16 protein-coding genes are annotated in these 16492 nt (G+C 43.5%); 6 read left to right on the forward strand and 10 right to left on the reverse strand.

Annotated elements, in window-relative coordinates; all coding sequences use genetic code 11:
• Together ystJ and dnaE are read right to left on the reverse strand one after the other, a co-directional pair.
• Positions 1-1242: an NADP-dependent malic enzyme gene (gene ystJ / locus AC3ISB_RS20425; protein WP_141993903.1), complete on the reverse strand. Its 1242-nt coding sequence runs from the start codon at positions 1240-1242 to the stop codon at positions 1-3.
• Between the two features lie 112 nt (positions 1243-1354).
• A complete protein-coding gene (gene dnaE, locus AC3ISB_RS20430; protein ID WP_489274054.1) occupies positions 1355-4714 on the reverse strand; it encodes a DNA polymerase III subunit alpha in 3360 nt (1119 codons plus the stop codon).
• 182 nt (positions 4715-4896) lie between these two features.
• On the opposite strand from dnaE, the gene ytrH reads away from it, so the two are divergent.
• Both ytrH and ytrI read left to right on the forward strand, forming a co-directional pair.
• Positions 4897-5232: a sporulation membrane protein YtrH gene (gene ytrH / locus AC3ISB_RS20435; RefSeq protein WP_098369973.1), complete on the forward strand. Its 336-nt coding sequence runs from the start codon at positions 4897-4899 to the stop codon at positions 5230-5232.
• Positions 5229-5732, forward strand: coding sequence for a sporulation membrane protein YtrI (gene ytrI / locus AC3ISB_RS20440; RefSeq protein ID WP_480338524.1), 504 nt, complete (start codon positions 5229-5231; stop codon positions 5730-5732). The genes ytrH and ytrI overlap by 4 nt, the downstream gene beginning before the upstream one ends.
• 57 nt (positions 5733-5789) lie before the next feature.
• Here the strand turns inward: ytrI and AC3ISB_RS20445 are convergent, their stop codons facing one another.
• Positions 5790-6728 carry a DHH family phosphoesterase gene (locus AC3ISB_RS20445; protein WP_144526553.1) on the reverse strand — a complete coding sequence of 313 codons (939 nt, stop codon included), beginning with the start codon at positions 6726-6728 and terminating at the stop codon, positions 5790-5792.
• Between the two features lie 168 nt (positions 6729-6896).
• Between AC3ISB_RS20445 and AC3ISB_RS20450 the strand changes: the two genes are divergently transcribed.
• Positions 6897-7199, forward strand: coding sequence for a YtpI family protein (locus AC3ISB_RS20450; protein ID WP_076364735.1), 303 nt, complete (start codon positions 6897-6899; stop codon positions 7197-7199).
• A 27-nt stretch (positions 7200-7226) separates the two neighbouring features.
• Here the strand turns inward: AC3ISB_RS20450 and AC3ISB_RS20455 are convergent, their stop codons facing one another.
• The 3 genes from AC3ISB_RS20455 to AC3ISB_RS20465 form a co-directional block, all read right to left on the reverse strand.
• Complete coding sequence (locus AC3ISB_RS20455; RefSeq protein ID WP_137018167.1) at positions 7227-8546, reverse strand: DRTGG domain-containing protein; 1320 nt, start codon at positions 8544-8546, stop codon at positions 7227-7229.
• A gap of 71 nt (positions 8547-8617) precedes the next feature.
• The gene (locus AC3ISB_RS20460; protein WP_098369970.1) at positions 8618-8842 is read right to left on the reverse strand and encodes a hypothetical protein; all 225 of its coding nucleotides are present in this window, start codon (positions 8840-8842) and stop codon (positions 8618-8620) included.
• 198 nt (positions 8843-9040) lie between these two features.
• The gene (locus AC3ISB_RS20465; protein ID WP_098369969.1) at positions 9041-9721 is read right to left on the reverse strand and encodes a metal-dependent hydrolase; all 681 of its coding nucleotides are present in this window, start codon (positions 9719-9721) and stop codon (positions 9041-9043) included.
• Positions 9722-9840: 119 nt separating this feature from the next.
• Here AC3ISB_RS20465 and AC3ISB_RS20470 point away from each other — a divergent pair, with 119 nt between their 5' ends.
• Positions 9841-10938, forward strand: coding sequence for a M24 family metallopeptidase (locus AC3ISB_RS20470; RefSeq protein WP_480338523.1), 1098 nt, complete (start codon positions 9841-9843; stop codon positions 10936-10938).
• A 490-nt stretch (positions 10939-11428) separates the two neighbouring features.
• Positions 11429-11863 carry a universal stress protein gene (locus AC3ISB_RS20475; protein ID WP_141993998.1) on the forward strand — a complete coding sequence of 145 codons (435 nt, stop codon included), beginning with the start codon at positions 11429-11431 and terminating at the stop codon, positions 11861-11863.
• Between the two features lie 55 nt (positions 11864-11918).
• Here AC3ISB_RS20475 and argH read toward each other — a convergent pair whose 3' ends face one another.
• Both argH and AC3ISB_RS20485 read right to left on the reverse strand, forming a co-directional pair.
• Positions 11919-13298: an argininosuccinate lyase gene (argH, locus tag AC3ISB_RS20480; protein WP_144551124.1), complete on the reverse strand. Its 1380-nt coding sequence runs from the start codon at positions 13296-13298 to the stop codon at positions 11919-11921.
• Positions 13295-14500, reverse strand: a complete 1206-nt coding sequence (locus tag AC3ISB_RS20485) for an argininosuccinate synthase (RefSeq protein WP_144526551.1) — start codon at positions 14498-14500, stop codon at positions 13295-13297. Before AC3ISB_RS20485 ends, argH begins: the two co-directional genes overlap by 4 nt.
• A 212-nt stretch (positions 14501-14712) precedes the next feature.
• On the opposite strand from AC3ISB_RS20485, the gene AC3ISB_RS20490 reads away from it, so the two are divergent.
• Positions 14713-15027: a hypothetical protein gene (locus tag AC3ISB_RS20490; RefSeq protein WP_480338522.1), complete on the forward strand. Its 315-nt coding sequence runs from the start codon at positions 14713-14715 to the stop codon at positions 15025-15027.
• A gap of 58 nt (positions 15028-15085) precedes the next feature.
• On the opposite strand, the gene AC3ISB_RS20495 is transcribed toward AC3ISB_RS20490, so the two are convergent.
• Both AC3ISB_RS20495 and AC3ISB_RS20500 read right to left on the reverse strand, forming a co-directional pair.
• Positions 15086-15598: a MogA/MoaB family molybdenum cofactor biosynthesis protein gene (locus AC3ISB_RS20495; RefSeq protein WP_098369964.1), complete on the reverse strand. Its 513-nt coding sequence runs from the start codon at positions 15596-15598 to the stop codon at positions 15086-15088.
• A complete protein-coding gene (locus AC3ISB_RS20500) occupies positions 15595-16437 on the reverse strand; it encodes an EcsC family protein (RefSeq protein ID WP_098369963.1) in 843 nt (280 codons plus the stop codon). Before AC3ISB_RS20500 ends, AC3ISB_RS20495 begins: the two co-directional genes overlap by 4 nt.
• Between the last annotated feature and the right edge of the window lie 55 nt (positions 16438-16492).

Genomic DNA, 16492 nt, shown 5'->3' on the forward strand with positions numbered 1-16492 from the left:
TTATTCCTCACTTTTTCCAATGATCGCTAATTTCCTTGTTTTTTCTTTAATTTCCTCTGGATCTACATTAATTCTAGCTACTCCCGTTTCCATCGCTGCCTTGGCAACAGCAGCCGCGACTGCAGGTGCTACCCTCTCATCAAATGGAGCAGGGATGACGTAGTCTTCGTTTAACTCATGTTCCTGTATTAAACCGGCAATGGCTTGTACTGCAGCAACCTTCATTTTTTCATTGATATGAGTCGCACGTACATCTAGGGCACCACGGAAAATCCCAGGGAAAGCAAGGACGTTATTGACCTGATTCGGGAAATCCGAACGGCCTGTTCCAACAACTTTGGCTCCTGCCGCTTTTGCATCTTCCGGCATGATTTCCGGATCTGGATTAGCCATCGCGAAAATGATCGCATCCCGGTTCATCGAAGAAACCATTTCTTTTGTCAATGCTCCTGCAGCAGAAACACCTATAAATACATCAGCGTTTTGAATGACAGTTTCCAAAGGTCCTGAAACCTTATTTCGATTGGTCACTTTCGCCACTTGTTCTTTTGTATCATTCATACCTGTCGAACGGCCCTCATAAATGGCACCCTTCGTATCACACATGATAATGTCACGAACTCCATAGCTATAAAGCAATTTAATGATGGCAATGCCAGCAGCGCCTGCTCCATTCGCTACCACTTTAATTTCTGACATTGATTTATTCACTAGTCGTAACGCGTTCACAAGACCGGCAACAGTAACAATGGCTGTACCGTGCTGATCATCATGAAAAACAGGAATATTCATTTCTTTCTTGAGTCGTTCTTCAATTTCAAAACAATTTGGTGCGGCTATGTCCTCTAAGTTCACTCCGCCGAAAGTCGGTTCGAGTAATTTAACGGTCTCTACAATTTTGTCCACATCCGTCGTTTTTAAACAGATTGGGAAAGCGTCAACTCCAGCGAAACTTTTAAATAGAACGGCTTTACCTTCCATAACCGGCATGGCAGCTTCCGGACCGATGTTCCCAAGTCCCAATACAGCCGTTCCATCAGAAATAACAGCAACAGTATTCCCCTTCATTGTATAGTCATAAACGGTATCCGGCTTATCGTAAATATCTTTACACGGTTCTGCGACACCAGGAGAATAAGCCAGGCTTAAATCTACTGCATTCCTTACCGGTACTTTCGAAACTGTTTCTAATTTTCCTTGATTCAAGCGGTGCATATGTAAAGCTTCTTCTCTTAATGTCATAGTTTCACTCCTAAACCAAATTGGGTATCCCATATCTTATATGCTGAAATCTAGTGGTCAGACCACAGCGGCCTGTTTTCAATATAACATAACTATTAAAGTTGTAAAACAGTTATTCTTTCTTGTAAACCACATTCCCTTTTCCGACCAAGTCAAATAATGCCTGCATCAGTCTATCTGTAGGATTGACCCAATCCCAATAAGATAGCTGTACATAGCGGTTTTCCCTCTCGTAAAAAAGCATGACCTTCGTTTCACCGCTATGCTGCATTAAAATTTTTTTTATTTTTTGCAGTGTATCCTTCGTTTGCTTACCAGCCTCGATTTTCAGGAATATCGTTCCGTTTCTTTCCTCTTTCATCTGCTTCACTTTTTCAAGCGGGTATACGTTCCTGATCAGGAGCTGTGTTTTTCCATCCCGCTCTTCCAATGTTCCTTGCAACATAACGAGTTGTCCGTGATTCAAGTCGGCAGAGTGATTTTTATAAACATTTGGAAAAACGACCGCTTCAATATCCCCCTCTTCATCACTAACGCTCAAAAAAGCCATCACATCGCCCTTTTTTGTCCTTATGGTTTTAACCGACGTAATGTACGCGCCAAGCAAGACTTTTGATTCCTTTTTATTGGTAGCTTCATCTATGGTCAAACAGCCGAAGTGCTGAAAAAGTTCTCTATAGCTTGTCACCGGATGATTCGATAGATAAAGCCCCAATGCGCTTTTTTCCAATGAGAGTTTGTGCTCGATAGGGATAGGCTCGACACGGTTGTATTTCGGTTTGAGTGAAAACTCGCCATCGGAAAACATATCGAATAGGTCATCATCTGGATTAACCAATTCAGTATGATTGATCGCTACGTCCAAGCTCGCCAACAATGTTGCCCGGTCCTCACCGAATTCATCAAATGCACCTGAATGCACAAGCGCCTCCAACACTTTTCTATTTACGATTTTTCCCGAAACGCGCAAACAGAAATCGAATAAATCAGCGAACTTCTTCTGCCTCCGTGCAGCAAAGATTTCTTTTAGGACCGTACCGCCTATCCCTTTTATGGCTCCAAGGCTATAACGGATCCCTTCCTTTTCCGGTAAAAACGGGTAACCGCTCCGGTTAATCGAGGGACTCAGAACCATTATCCCTTTCTTTTTGGCTTCACGGATATATTGCGATATCTTTTCATCATTCCCGACGACCGATGTCAGGAGTGCTGCCATGAAATATTCCGGATGGTGGGTTTTCAAGTAACCCAGCTGATAAGCGATGAAACTATACGCCACTGCATGGCTTCGGTTGAATCCATAGTTAGCGAAGCGGACGATCAAGGAATAAATCTCATCTGCCGTTTTTTCGGAGTATCCTTGTTTCAATGAGCCGTTCACGAAATGCTGCCGCTCTTGATTCAGAACATCCTTCTTCTTCTTCGAAACGGCACGACGGAGCAGGTCAGCCTCCCCTAATGAAAACCCGGCTAAGCGGGAGGCGATTTGCATGATTTGTTCTTGATAAACGATGACCCCGTATGTAGGCTCGAGGATATCCTTCAAATCCTCGTGCAGGTAATCAATCGGAGCCAGTCCATGTTTTCGCTCGATGAACAGCGGTATATTTTCCATCGGACCTGGACGATATAGGGCATTGACCGCGACGATATCCTCGAATCGGTTCGGTTTCAGCTTGATCAAAACCTTTCGGATGCCATCCGATTCAAATTGAAACACTCCAGTTGTTTCGCCTCTCCCTAAAAGGGCTAGCGTCTCGGGGTCATCCATCGGGATATGGGACAAGTCGAGCTTTTTCCCCGTTCCCTTTTTGATGTTATTTAAAATATTATCAATGAGCGTTAAATTGCGGAGTCCAAGAAAATCCATTTTAAGAAGTCCCAGTTCTTCGAGAAGGTCCATTGGATATTGAGTCAGATGGATGCCTTCATGCCCCCCCTGAATCGGAATATGCTCGGTCAGTGCCTGATCGCTGATGACGACGCCGGCGGCATGTGTCGAGGCATGGCGAGGCAGCCCTTCAAGCAATAAAGCGGTTTGAAAAAGTTTTTGATTCAGGTCACTCTCATTAACGAATTCCCTGAGCCTTTTCGATTCCTTGAAGGCCTCGGGAAGCGTGATGCCCAGGCGGCCTGGAATCATTTTCGATACCGCTTCCTGTTCCTTTGAATTCAAGCCGAAAACACGGCCTGTGTCCCTTAACGCAGCTTTGGCAGCCAATGTTCCGAATGTAATGATTTGTGCTACATGAAGTTCCCCGTACTTCTTCGCGACATAGGCAATCACTTCTTCACGACGGTTATCCGGAAAGTCAATGTCGATATCCGGCATCGAGACACGTTCCGGATTCAGGAAACGCTCGAACAGCAAGGAATGTTCGATTGGATCGACATCCGTTATCGACAGCACATAAGCGACCATCGATCCGGCGGCCGACCCCCTTCCAGGACCAGTCAGGATTTGATGATCCTTAGCGAATTTCATGAAATCCCAAACGATCAAAAAGTAATCGCTGAATTTCATCTTGGTGATGATATCCAATTCATATCGCAGGCGCTCTTCATATTGAATGGATGGCTCCGGCAATCTTTTCTTCAGCCCTTGGAAACAGATGGCTTCGAGCATTTCCTCGGCTGTGACTCCATCTTCAGTCGGGTACTTAGGAAGCAGTGAACGGTGAAATGGAATTTCCAGATTGCATTGCGCGGCAATATGCAGTGTATTTTCGAGTGCATCCGGTCTGTCATGAAATAGTTCTGCCATCTGTGCCCGGCTTTTCAAATAAAATTGATCGGATTCAAGAACCGTATGCGTCTCATCCGCCAGCTTGTTGCCATTTCCAATTGCCAATAGGACTTCTTGAGCGAGTGCATCGCTTTCGTTCAAATAATAGACTGGATTCGTCGCGACAATCTTTATATCTAAATCTCTCACCAACTGACTTATGGCTTCGTTGCCTTTTTCCTCATTCGCGATCGAAAGTCTCTGTATGGATACATAAAAGTTATCATGACCAAAAATTTGCAAAAATCGCCCCGCTGCCTGTTTGGCCTCCTCAGGATTTTCTTCTCTCAATAGCGTTTCTATTTGCCCCTCCGCACCCGGTGTGATTGCTATCAAGCCCCGAGAATAGGCTTTAAGCCAATTCATTGGAATGCCTGACGGGGATTTCGTTTTTATGGCACTGCTTATTTTAAGCAGGTTTTGATATCCTTGTAGACTTTTTGCCAATAAAAGAAGTCCATGTGGCGAATCCCGTTCATCAAGGACATCTGCAAGTATGCCGATGATCGGCTTTATCCCCTGTCTCTTGCATTCTTTATAAAAATAGACCGAACCGTACATAACATTTCGATCGGTTAAGGCAAGACTTGTACAGCCATCCGCTTTCGCTTTGGCCACAAGTTCAGTGATCTTCACCGTACTTGTCAGCAGGCTGTATCCGCTCTGAATATGGAGATGAGTATACACGTTTTTTCTCCCACCTTTGTAAGGCATGTTTCTTTTCATTATAGTGTTTATTTCAAAAAAAGAAAATATGTTCTCATTACCAATGGAATTTAACTTACTGATTTCCGGCGACTATCATATTACCTCTGAACTTCCCATATAAATGGAATAGAAGAATATCAAGAAAAAAAGGATGATGATATATGAATGAAGCCTTTGTTCCAGCCTTCATCAACAGCTTTTTCATATCGCTTGGCGTATTACTTGGCGGCTCGATAATCGGGGGCCTCGCCGCTTTTTTTACTGGACAAGCCCCGATGACGACTGTATTCCGACTGTCGGACAGCCTTCGTATTTGGGCGATTGTCGCTGCAATCGGGGGTACTTTTGATATGGTTTATAATTTCGAACGCGGTATTTTCCACGGGGAAACGAAGGATATAGTCAAGCAGGTCCTATTGATTCTATCTGCACTTGGCGGAGCACAGACAGGAGCACTGATCATAAACTGGTTCACGCAGGAGCATATTTCATCATGAGGATTCCTCCCTATCACCGGTCTCCCACCTGGCAGCGCTTCTTTGCCGGAGCCGCACTTGGCGGATTGATCAGTTGGGTGATTTTCTTTTATATGCATGGTGTCCAGCAGGAGAAGCAGATCCGGACCCTTCACGAACAAAGTGAAATGATACAGGATTTAAACGGGAAAATCGCAATTTGGGAGCAGGATTATAAAAAATTGAACCAGAAAAACGAGGAGATATTGACGATTCAGGAAGTGGAAGTAACCATTACGAATGAAAAATACAGTCTGGATCGGCTGAGTATTGCAGAAGCCGAGGATGTGATCGAGGACGACCTTTCCTCTCTTCTTGCCAAAGATGTCGCCAGTGTCTATGACGGAAAGCTGCTTTTGAAAAAATCCATCGAAAATAAGATCGTTACCATCAATAAAAAGCGCTATCGACTTGAAGTCGTCGAGATCATGTTTTATACGAAAATGAATATTGAAATCAAACTAAAAAGGACTACTTCTTAATAATATCCACTAAATCTTAAAGACCAAATCATATGCGATTTGGTCTTTAAGTTTTTTTCATTCCGATTTATTCAACTCTTCCATGTCGGCAAGGATATTATCCACTTCATCCCAAGAATGAATCGAAGCCCCTGCTGCAAGCGGGTGGCCTCCTCCGTTATATTTACGGGCAATCGTATTGATGATCGGACCTTTAGAACGGAAACGGACTCTGATTTCTTTATCCTCTTCAATGAAAAAGACCCATGACTTAACATTTTTAATCGAACCGAGCGAGGAAACGAGCTGAGATGCCTCAGATGTAGAAGCCTGGAATTGTTCAAGTATATCTTTTGTGATGATCATTTTCCCTGTGCCATATGGAAGGATTTCAAAATGCTGCAACACATAGCCATTCAACCGGACTATGCTTTCCTCGACGTCATACATCTCCTGATATAACTGCGGGCGGGAGAACGAATAGTTAATCAATTCACTGGCATAGGCAAATGTCTTTTCAGTCGTATTCTGGAATAGGAAACGACCTGTATCGCCAACAATGCCTGCATATAGAAGGCGTGCCGCTTCATCACTCATCTTCAAGCCCTGTTCTTTACCGAACTGGTAAAACTCATAAATCATTTCACTTGCTGAACTTGCCGATGTATCGACCCAACGCATATCCCCATATGGATCTTCATTAGGATGATGATCGATCTTAATCAGTTTATCACCCGTCGTGTACCTTGCATCACAAATCCGGTCCGTATTTGCGGTATCACAAACGATGACCAGAGCACCTTGATATGTTTCATCCGAAATCACATCGAGCCTTCTTAAGTAATTCAACGACGGTTCTTCTTTCCCGACCGTAAAAATTCGCTTTTCTGGGAAAGATGCTTTCAGGATTTCCGCCAATCCCCCCTGTGAACCATAAGCGTCCGGATCTGGACGGACATGACGATGGAGAATGATAGTATCATAACGCTTTATATCTGCTAATATTTCAGCTTTCATATAGATCTCCCCTTAACATATGTATTATCGAGCCTTATAAAGATGATATATTTCATTTAATCAAAAAATTGGGGAAATAGGAAGACTCATCTTGTTAACTGTGGCATTCTCTTTCATTTCCCGCTACAATAAAAAGGTACATATGTTAAATTGGGGGAATTTCAAACGATGCCTATTCTTGTCACCTTGATCGTTCTTTCGCTAGGGGTCTATCTGTTTTATAAAATCAAATCGGTCCGAACCAGGATGCCGATGGAGAAAAAGTGGATTTCTGGGAAGTCTTCCATCGCCCTCGGTGCGTTTGTCGCACTATTCGGAATCAATCAGCTTTTTCTATTCCACACGACCATCACTTATATCATTGCTGCCGTTTTCATCTTCGTTGGCCTATTCAGTGTTTGGGGTGGCTATAAAATGTATAAATTTTATTTGCCACATGCAATCGAAGAAGCTGCAAACCAAAAAGGATAATCGAATTTCGATTATCCTTTTTATTTTTCATGATCGGTCCAGCAATTGGCAAGTCAACATCGCCTTGCCGACAAGTTTGCCTTGGTTAAACACCTCGACATCCACTTTTCCGAATTTACGTCCTACATCAAGGACACGCGGGTGGATTTCAAGCGTACTGTCGATCTGGACTGGCTTGATGAAGTAGATCGTCATGTTTTCCACGACCAAGTCACCGCGCTTATAGCTTCGAAGTGCACGGTTTGCTGAGTCGGTGACCAATGTCGTGAACACACCGCTTGAAATGGTCCCAAGGTAATTGGTCATCTGCGGAGTGACGCCATAGTTATACACTTCCTCGCCCTTGCCACGATTCGAAGTCATTACAAGCTGGCTTGTAATCGTATCGTCGATCGTTTCGCCGACCTGTGGCTGCCTTTGACTCATTTGCAGTGCCTTCAGCACATCCTGCCTGCTCACGATTCCCTTTAGGATATGGCTGTCATTCACGACCGGGATTAACTCAATCCCTTCCCAAACCATCATATGTGCAGAAGATGCCACACTCATTTTATCGCCTACGGTCATCGGGTTTTTCGTCATCACCTTATCAATGAGCGTCAGCTCTTCCTGTCCGATGATATCTTTTGATGTGACCATTCCTTGAACCTTCATATTGTCATCGACAACAGGGAAACGGCTATGCCCGGATTCCTGATTCAGTTCATGCCAAGTCTGAACCCGGTCACCCACAGTCAAAAAGGTCGTTTCCTGTACGGGTGTCAAAATATCCTCCACCAGCAAGATTTCCTTTTTGATCAATTGGTCATAGATCGCCCGATTGATCATCGTTGCGACGGTAAACGTATCGTAACTCGTTGAGATGACTGGCATCTCCAATTCATCGGCTAACCTTTTAACGGGCTCTTCCGTATCGAATCCCCCGGTGATCAGCACCGCAGCACCCGCTTTTAACGCGTGCTCGTGGGCCTGTGTACGGTTCCCGACGATCAGCAGGTTTCCTGCCCCTGTATATCTCATCATGGCATCCAGCTTCATCGCCCCGATGACGAATTTATTTAATGTCTTATGAAGTCCCGTTTTCCCACCAAGAACTTGTCCGTCAACAATATTGACTACTTCTGCGAAAGTGAGCTTTTCAATATTCTCTTTTTTCTTTTTCTCAATACGGATCGTGCCTACCCGCTCAATCGAGCTCACGTAGCCCTGGTTCTCCGCCTCTTTAATTGCCCGGTATGCCGTACCTTCACTAACATTCAATGCTTTCGCAATTTGACGGACGGAAATCTTTTCGCCAACAGGGAGCCCATCGATATGTTTTAATATTTGTTCATGCTTTGTAGCCAAGCGCTTCACCCTTTTCACGGTATTCCTATTCCCCATTATAAGGTCAAAGAGCCTAGTTTATCAAACAACTACTAGTATTGGCGCAACCTTTTGTATTCCAGCTTGCGTTTTACCTTTTGTTTCTTAGGAGAATATAGTATGCCCGTCAAGTTTCCAGCTACCGCCAACAATGCAAACAACAGCCAGGATCCCGCAAACAGACTCTCCAGACCGCCACTTTCCAACGACAAACGCGGCACGGCATAATACAGCATCACACCGCATAAAAGCAAACACAGCAATAATCTCTGTTTCATCCAATCCCCCCTTTTTTCTCATCTATTCATTTTATGCCTGTGAAAGGAAAAAAGACTTGGCTGCAGAACGAGACTTTACTTTCCATTGCTGGAATCATCTGCGTAAAAGGCAATACTGAACGGAGAATCAGTCAATTCGGTCGGCTATGCCAACACGTTACACAAAAAAACGGAAGCCCCTGCAGGCTCCCGCTCCTATTAAAATTCTATTTCATCCCCGGCTTCCATGATCAGTCCATTTCCCTCTTCAAGCAAGTCGATGAATTTGTCAGGATCCTGTTTGATGACAGGGAAAGTATTGTAATGAATCGGCACGACTTGTTTGGCTTGAAGGAATTTCGCAGCAAGTGCTGCATCTTCAGGCCCCATGGTGTAATTGTCACCGATTGGCAAGAATGCCAAGTCAATCGGATGTCTCTCCCCAATCAGTTTCATATCGGAAAATACCGCTGTATCCCCTGCGTGATAGATCGTTTTCCCTTCTAACATAAGCAATACGCCAGCAGGCATTCCTAAATAAATGATTTGCCCCTCTCCGTTATTGAATCCCGTTCCATGGAAAGCTGGCGTCAGTTTCACTTTTCCAAAATCGAACTCGAAAGCTCCGCCGATGCTCATCCCGTGGGTCCTAACTCCTTGAGCACCCAGGTAGTCGGCAATTTCTGCAATGCCGATGACAAGTGCATCATGCCTTTTGGCCAATTCAACCGTATCACCGACGTGGTCATTATGGCCATGTGTTAAGATGATCACATCCGGTTTCACATCTTCTACCTTCAAATCGGTCAATTCGTTTCCAGTAATGAATGGATCGATTAAAATCGTTTTACCATTCGTTTCTATTTTTACAACTGCATGTCCATGAAAAGATACTTTCATTTTTGATGCTCCCTTCCCATACCCACTAATTTTTTTTAGTAGCTTTCTTAGGCCTTTCCCATTTACTATACTTTTAAATATTGCTAAGGTAATTATATCTTATTAATGGAGGTATCGTCATGAATGAACGTTTGACAGAACTACAAAATTGGTTACAGGCCAATGAGGCAGAAGCCGCTTTACTTACATCTACAGAGAGCATCTTCTATTTGAGCGGTTTTTATAGTGATCCACATGAAAGACTGCTAGCACTTGCGACTTTTGCAAATGCCGACCCATTCCTTGTCTGCCCGCAGATGGAAGTCCCGGATGCTAAACAGGCAGGATGGGCTGGAGATATCATCGGTTACACCGACATTGAAAATCCTTGGGAAAAAGTTAAGCAAGCAGTGAAGAATCGCGGGATAACTATTAATACAATGGCCATTGAAAAAGAGCATATGAATGTAGAACGTTATGAAAAGGTCCAACAATGCTTCGGAGCACCAAAGCTTGTTTCCGCAGAAGAAAAACTTCAAAGGATGCGAATGATCAAATCGGAAGATGAAATGGTCAAAATCCGTGAAGCATGCCGACTTGCCGACTTTGCGATCGAAGTGGGTGTCAGCGAAATTCATGAGGGTAAAACGGAAATGGAAATCCTTGCAGCGATAGAATACGAATTGAAAAAGGCCGGCGTCAGCCAAATGTCTTTTTCCACCATGGTCCTGACTGGTAAAAATGGCGCTTCCCCACATGGCACACCCGGGAACACGAAGGTTCAGCGCGGTGACCTTGTCCTCTTTGACCTAGGCGTCGTTCATGAAGGGTACTGCTCTGACATCACTAGAACGGTTGCTTACGGAGATATCAATGATAAACAGGCAGAAATATACGAAACTGTACTTAAAGCACAAGAAGCTGCCGTTGCAGCCAGTAAACCTGGTATATCCTGTTCCGAGGTAGACTTGACTGCCAGAAACATCATCAGGAATAAAGGATACGGTGAATTCTTCCCGCACAGGCTCGGGCACGGACTTGGGATCAGCGTCCATGAGTATCCATCCTTGACTGAAACGAATTCGCTTGAACTTCAATCCGGAATGGTTTATACCATCGAACCTGGCATATATGTTCCAAATGTTGCCGGCGTCAGGATTGAAGATGATCTACTGATCACCGATACCGGCTGTGAAGTTTTGACCAAATTCCCGAAGAGCCTGCAAATCATAAGGTGATGATGTGTTAACCATTTAATATATCGAAACCCGGATACCCCCGCCTTCATTTAAGACGGGGGTATTTATTATTCAAAATTCATTTCAACTAATCGCTCCGAACCAGATATACTCCTCCTTCATCATCATTTAACCATCTTTCAGTGGTGAACCTTGATTCATATTCATTTACCCCTGACATAACCACACTATAATAGAAGAGAAAAGCCAAGCCTTGAAATGGTTATAAATCTAATTTTGATTTTCCTTTATTATGCTGTTCTCAAGAATATTAAACTATGCATTATATTTATACTTGCTTTTGCATGCTTTGATATATTTCATTTATATTTTTCACATCACATATTAAGGTTTGAATCATTTTTTCATTTTGCGATTTCCAGATCATTGGCTAAAACATTCGCTAATTTGTTACAATTGAAATCAGATCCATTAGGTAAAACATAGTATAATAGGAATATAATAGAAGGAGGAGATTCACTTGAATAGTATAGATTATAAAAATATTCTTGTAGCAGTGGACGGTTCGGAAGAAGCAGAGTGGGCCCTAAAAAAGGCAATCTATTTAGCAAAACTCAGTGACGCTACCCTTGTGCTCACACATATCGTGGATACAAGGAATTTCCCTACTGTCGAAGCTTATGATATGACTATCCGTGATCACTCTGAAACCTTTGCCAATGAGCTATTGGACAAGTATAAAACGGAAGCCATTGCCTCCGGGATTGCAAAGGTCCAAACAGAAGTTGCATATGGTTCTCCTAAAGTTCAAATTCCAAGGGATTTAGCGAAAAAGCATTCAATCGATTTAATTGTTTGCGGTGCAACAGGCCTAAATGCAGTCGAACGTTTCCTCATCGGCAGCGTGTCGGAAGGCATCGTTCGCCATTCAAAATGTGATGTAATGATCGTGCGTACGAATTGATAAAAGAAAATGATAAAAAGCTCGTTCGCCAAATTGGTGAACGAGCTTTTTCCTGTTATTCACTTACAAGTTTTTCCGCTTTTTCAATCGCCAGCAATACTTGGGCAAAACCTGTACCGCCCGCACTGTTACGGCGTTTAACGGCCTCATAAGGATTTAATGCATCATAAATATCTTGTTCAAACAACTCGGAAGCTTCCTGGAATTGTTCAATGCTTAGGTCCACTAAATAGCAGCCATTCTGGACACAGAACAATACAAGCTTCCCGACCACTTCGTGCGCCTTACGGAAAGGCATCCCCTTTGAAGCCAGGTAATCAGCTAATTCCGTCGCATTCGAGAAGTCATTTTTTGTTGCTTTTTCCATTACTTCTGTTTTCACTTTCATCGTTGAAATCATGCCGGCAAATATTTTAAGTGAACCAACAATGGTCTTAACCGTATCAAAAACGCCTTCTTTATCTTCTTGCATATCTTTGTTATAAGCAAGCGGCAGTCCTTTCAAAACAGTCAATAACCCCGTTAGGTTCCCATAAACCCGTCCTGTTTTACCACGGATCAATTCCGCCATATCAGGGTTTTTCTTTTGCGGCATGATGCTGCTTCCCGTAGAAAATGCATCATCCAATTCAATGAATTGGAATTCCTGGCTTGACCAGAGAATGATTTCTTCGCTGAAACGGGATAAATGCATCATCATTGTCGCACTGTTGCTCATGAATTCAATGGCAAAATCACGATCACTCACCGCATCAAGGCTGTTTTCGTAAATTCCCTCAAACCCCAATAACTCGGCACTGAGGGCACGGTCAATCGGGAAAGTAGTCCCAGCTAATGCCCCGGCACCCAATGGAGAGATGTTAATCCTTTTGAAACTCTCGGTGAAACGCTGCTTATCACGCTCAAGCATCCAAAAATAAGCCATTAAATGGTGGGCAAATGAAATGGGCTGTGCACGCTGCAAATGTGTATAACCTGGAATTAGTGTTTCCACATTTTTCTTGGATTGTCCCAAAATCGCCATTTGCAAATCATTGATGAGTTCCAGAATCACTTTCGTTTGGTTACGCATATACAGATGAAGGTCGGTTGCAACTTGGTCATTACGGCTTCTTCCTGTATGAAGCTTTCCGCCAACTGGACCGATTTCGCTTATTAGCATACTTTCCAGGTTAAGATGGATATCTTCCATCTCAACCTTAAAAGTCAATTCACCCTTCTCAGCTTTTTCCTGTAAAGTTTTCAGACCCGCAATGATCTGATCCGCATCTTCTTCAGGTAAAATGCTGCATTTCTTTAACATGGTTACATGAGCTAAACTGCCTTGAATATCTTCAAGGACAAGTTCCTGGTCAAAGGAAATGGAAGCTCCAAACTCATCTACCCATTCTTCGGCAGATTTCGTGAATCTTCCTCCCCAAAGCTTGCTGCTCACACTGTCACCTTCTTGTTAGTGACCATGCTGTTCACTTTCGTTGGAAGTCCCCATAACTTAATGAATCCAACTGCTGCATCATGATCGAATTCGTCAGCTTTTGTATAAGTAGCCAATTTTTCGTCATATAGGGAGTACTCGGATTTTCTTCCTTCAACAATCGCATGACCTTTGAATAGTTTCACACGGACCGTACCGGTTACATTCACTTGTGTTTCTTTCAGGAATGCAGCCAAAGCTTTTTGAAGCGGAGAGAACCAAAGTCCTTCATAAATCAATTCAGTCATTTTCTTCTCGATCACCGGTTTGAAGTGAGCCAATTCTTTTACTAGCGTGATATCTTCAAGTTCTTTATGTGCAGCAATCAATGTCATTGCACCAGGAGCTTCATAGACTTCACGCGATTTGATTCCTACTAATCTATTTTCAACGTGATCGATACGTCCAACTCCGTGCTTGCCGGCAATTTGATTCAACTCGACGATCAGGTCAGCCAATTTATAGTTTTTATCATTCAATGTAACCGGCACACCTTGTTCAAAACCAATTTCAATGATATCAGCTGTATCTGGCGTACTTTCAAGGCTTGCAGTCAAATCATATGCCTCTTCCGGCGGAGCTGCCCATGGATCTTCCAGGATTCCACATTCGTTACTTCTTCCCCAAAGGTTTTGGTCAATCGAGAATGGACTCGCCATGCCAATCGGAACGGGAATGCCATTTTTCGCTGCATATTCAATCTCCTCTTCACGAGACCATTTCCAGTCACGAACAGGTGCAAGAACTTGCAAATTAGGGTTCAAGGCGGAGATGGATACTTCGAAACGCACTTGGTCATTTCCTTTCCCCGTACAACCGTGCGCAACGGCTACCGCGTTTTCCGCTTCAGCCACTTCCACTAATTTCTTCGCGATCAGCGGACGTGATAAAGCTGATACCAATGGATATTTCCCTTCATACAAAGTATGTGCCTGAAGAGCCGTCAATGCGAATTCATCAGCGAATTCGTCCTTCGCATCAATGACATAGGAACTTACCGCACCGACAGTGATCGCTTTTTCTTTAATGAAGTCCAAATCTTTCCCTTCACCGACATCCAAGCAGCATGCCACAACTTCGTACCCTTGATCTTGTAACCATTTAATTGCAACGGAAGTATCCAAACCTCCGGAATATGCTAAAACAACTTTTTGATTTTTCATTTTCATCGTCCTTTCATGTGAATAAAAATTCATCGTTTGTTATTTTTATTCAATCTATGATTAGTACTTTATCATCTTTATTAATGGAATACAAGTAGTATTTCAAACATTTTGCTAAATAATTCGCTAATATTTCTGGGAATTTACACATTGGATGCTTACGCGAGAATATAGTAAACTAGGAGTATGATAAATCGAAAAGCGGAGGGCATATGAAAGAACTATTTATCCATGATGAACGGCTTGGCATCTCAATTCCCGATATAAATCAGGAGTGGGATGAATATACAAAAGGCGAGCAACAGCAAATACTCGTACATTGGGAGAATATCCGTGGAAGCATCCCGGACCGCATCAAGGAACTGGAATCCACCATTAACCGAAAGCAGCTTCGGCTCTCCGATGAGAGTAATTTCACCAAATCATGCCAGCTCAATTCCGAAATTGCGGAACTTGCTTCCATCATCAATGATTTATGGCTATGGTATCGTGCCAATCAAGGCGTAACTGAAAAGATGCATAATTAAGGCCTATTCCATGCAAAAAAAGCCACAGTTTATAACTGTGGCTTTTTTTGCATCCCTCTTATAAATCCTTGCGAAGTTCACCAACGACATGTCCCAATTCCGGGAGAATCAATTTATTCATCGCAAGCCTAACCGCCCCTGAAGAGCCTGGGGTGGAAAAAACCGCTTTGTTATTCACGACTCCGGCAATCGCCCTGGATAGAATGGCGGCAGACCCGATATCCTCTTGATAGCTGAGCATTCGAAAAATCTCGCCAAAACCGGGAATTTCCTTGGTCATCAACTCTTTGACCGCCTCGATCGTCACATCCCTATTGGCGATGCCAGTGCCTCCATTTGTTAATATGACATCGACCGTGCTGCTTTGGCTACCGGAATTGACCGCATCCTGAATCGCTTTCCGCTCATCTTTAACGATTACATAATCCGTCACTTCATGTCCTTTCGACTTCAGCAATTCCATCATCAGTGCTCCGCTTTTATCCGTTTCTTCATTTCGCGTATCGCTGACGGTTATCACCATGCAGCGAACTGCCTCCGTGATGGCGTTTTTATGATTCTTGACACTCATTCTTCATCAGCCTTCTTCTCAAGTAAATAACGGTACTGATAGAACTTCTGGGCAAATTCACTGACACTCCGGGTCATTTGATAATTGGACCCAGCCCCTATGGCCATGCTGATGAACGGTATGCCCCGAACCAGTTTTTTTCGGAAAACAGTAATGGATAATGCTTTCAACAGCTGCTTCAGCGGCTGTTCCATCCAGGTAGGGTTTGTCAGTTCTTCGATTCCTAAATAAAAATAATCATCTTCTGCGGTCTGGACCTCGCGGATCAATTCTTCCCAAGCTATTCCTTGGAGCCTCTTTGGCATCGCTCCTGCATTGAATACCTTAAGGGCCAGCATCATTTCAAACGGTGTATTCACCTCAACACCATAAGACATCGCAATCAGCTGTACGATCCTGACATTGATGACCGTCATGGCCGGAATATCGCTCCCTAGCAGAAGCAGGCCTCCTGATCCGCTCATCCCGCCTTGTGCAAATGAATATAAGCGATGCTTAGCGATATGCTGATTGGCTATGTAATTCAACTGATCGATCGATAGGTGTTTCAAATCACTCAACGTTTCGATTTCTTCATTAAACACGCGCGCAGATGCTAAAATCCGCTCTCTTGCATCTATTTGAACTTGTGAGCTCTGAACCATGGCATGCAAATGAAAAAGCCAAGTATCAAGCTTGTCAAAAAACTGTTGTTGGATGTTTTCCGGAAGCAGGGCAAACCCCTGCTCCAACCATTTATCATACAATGCAGCCAGATCCGTTGGCTCATATTGATAAAGTTTTTCCTGCCATTCACTAATTTCATTCAAAAGTTTTATTTCCCGGTTCGTGAATTCCATGCATCAAGCCTCCTATGTACAGAATTGGTGGATTCTCCCTTAAGTATAACATAGA

The organism is Peribacillus sp. GL_122, assembly GCF_057835005.1.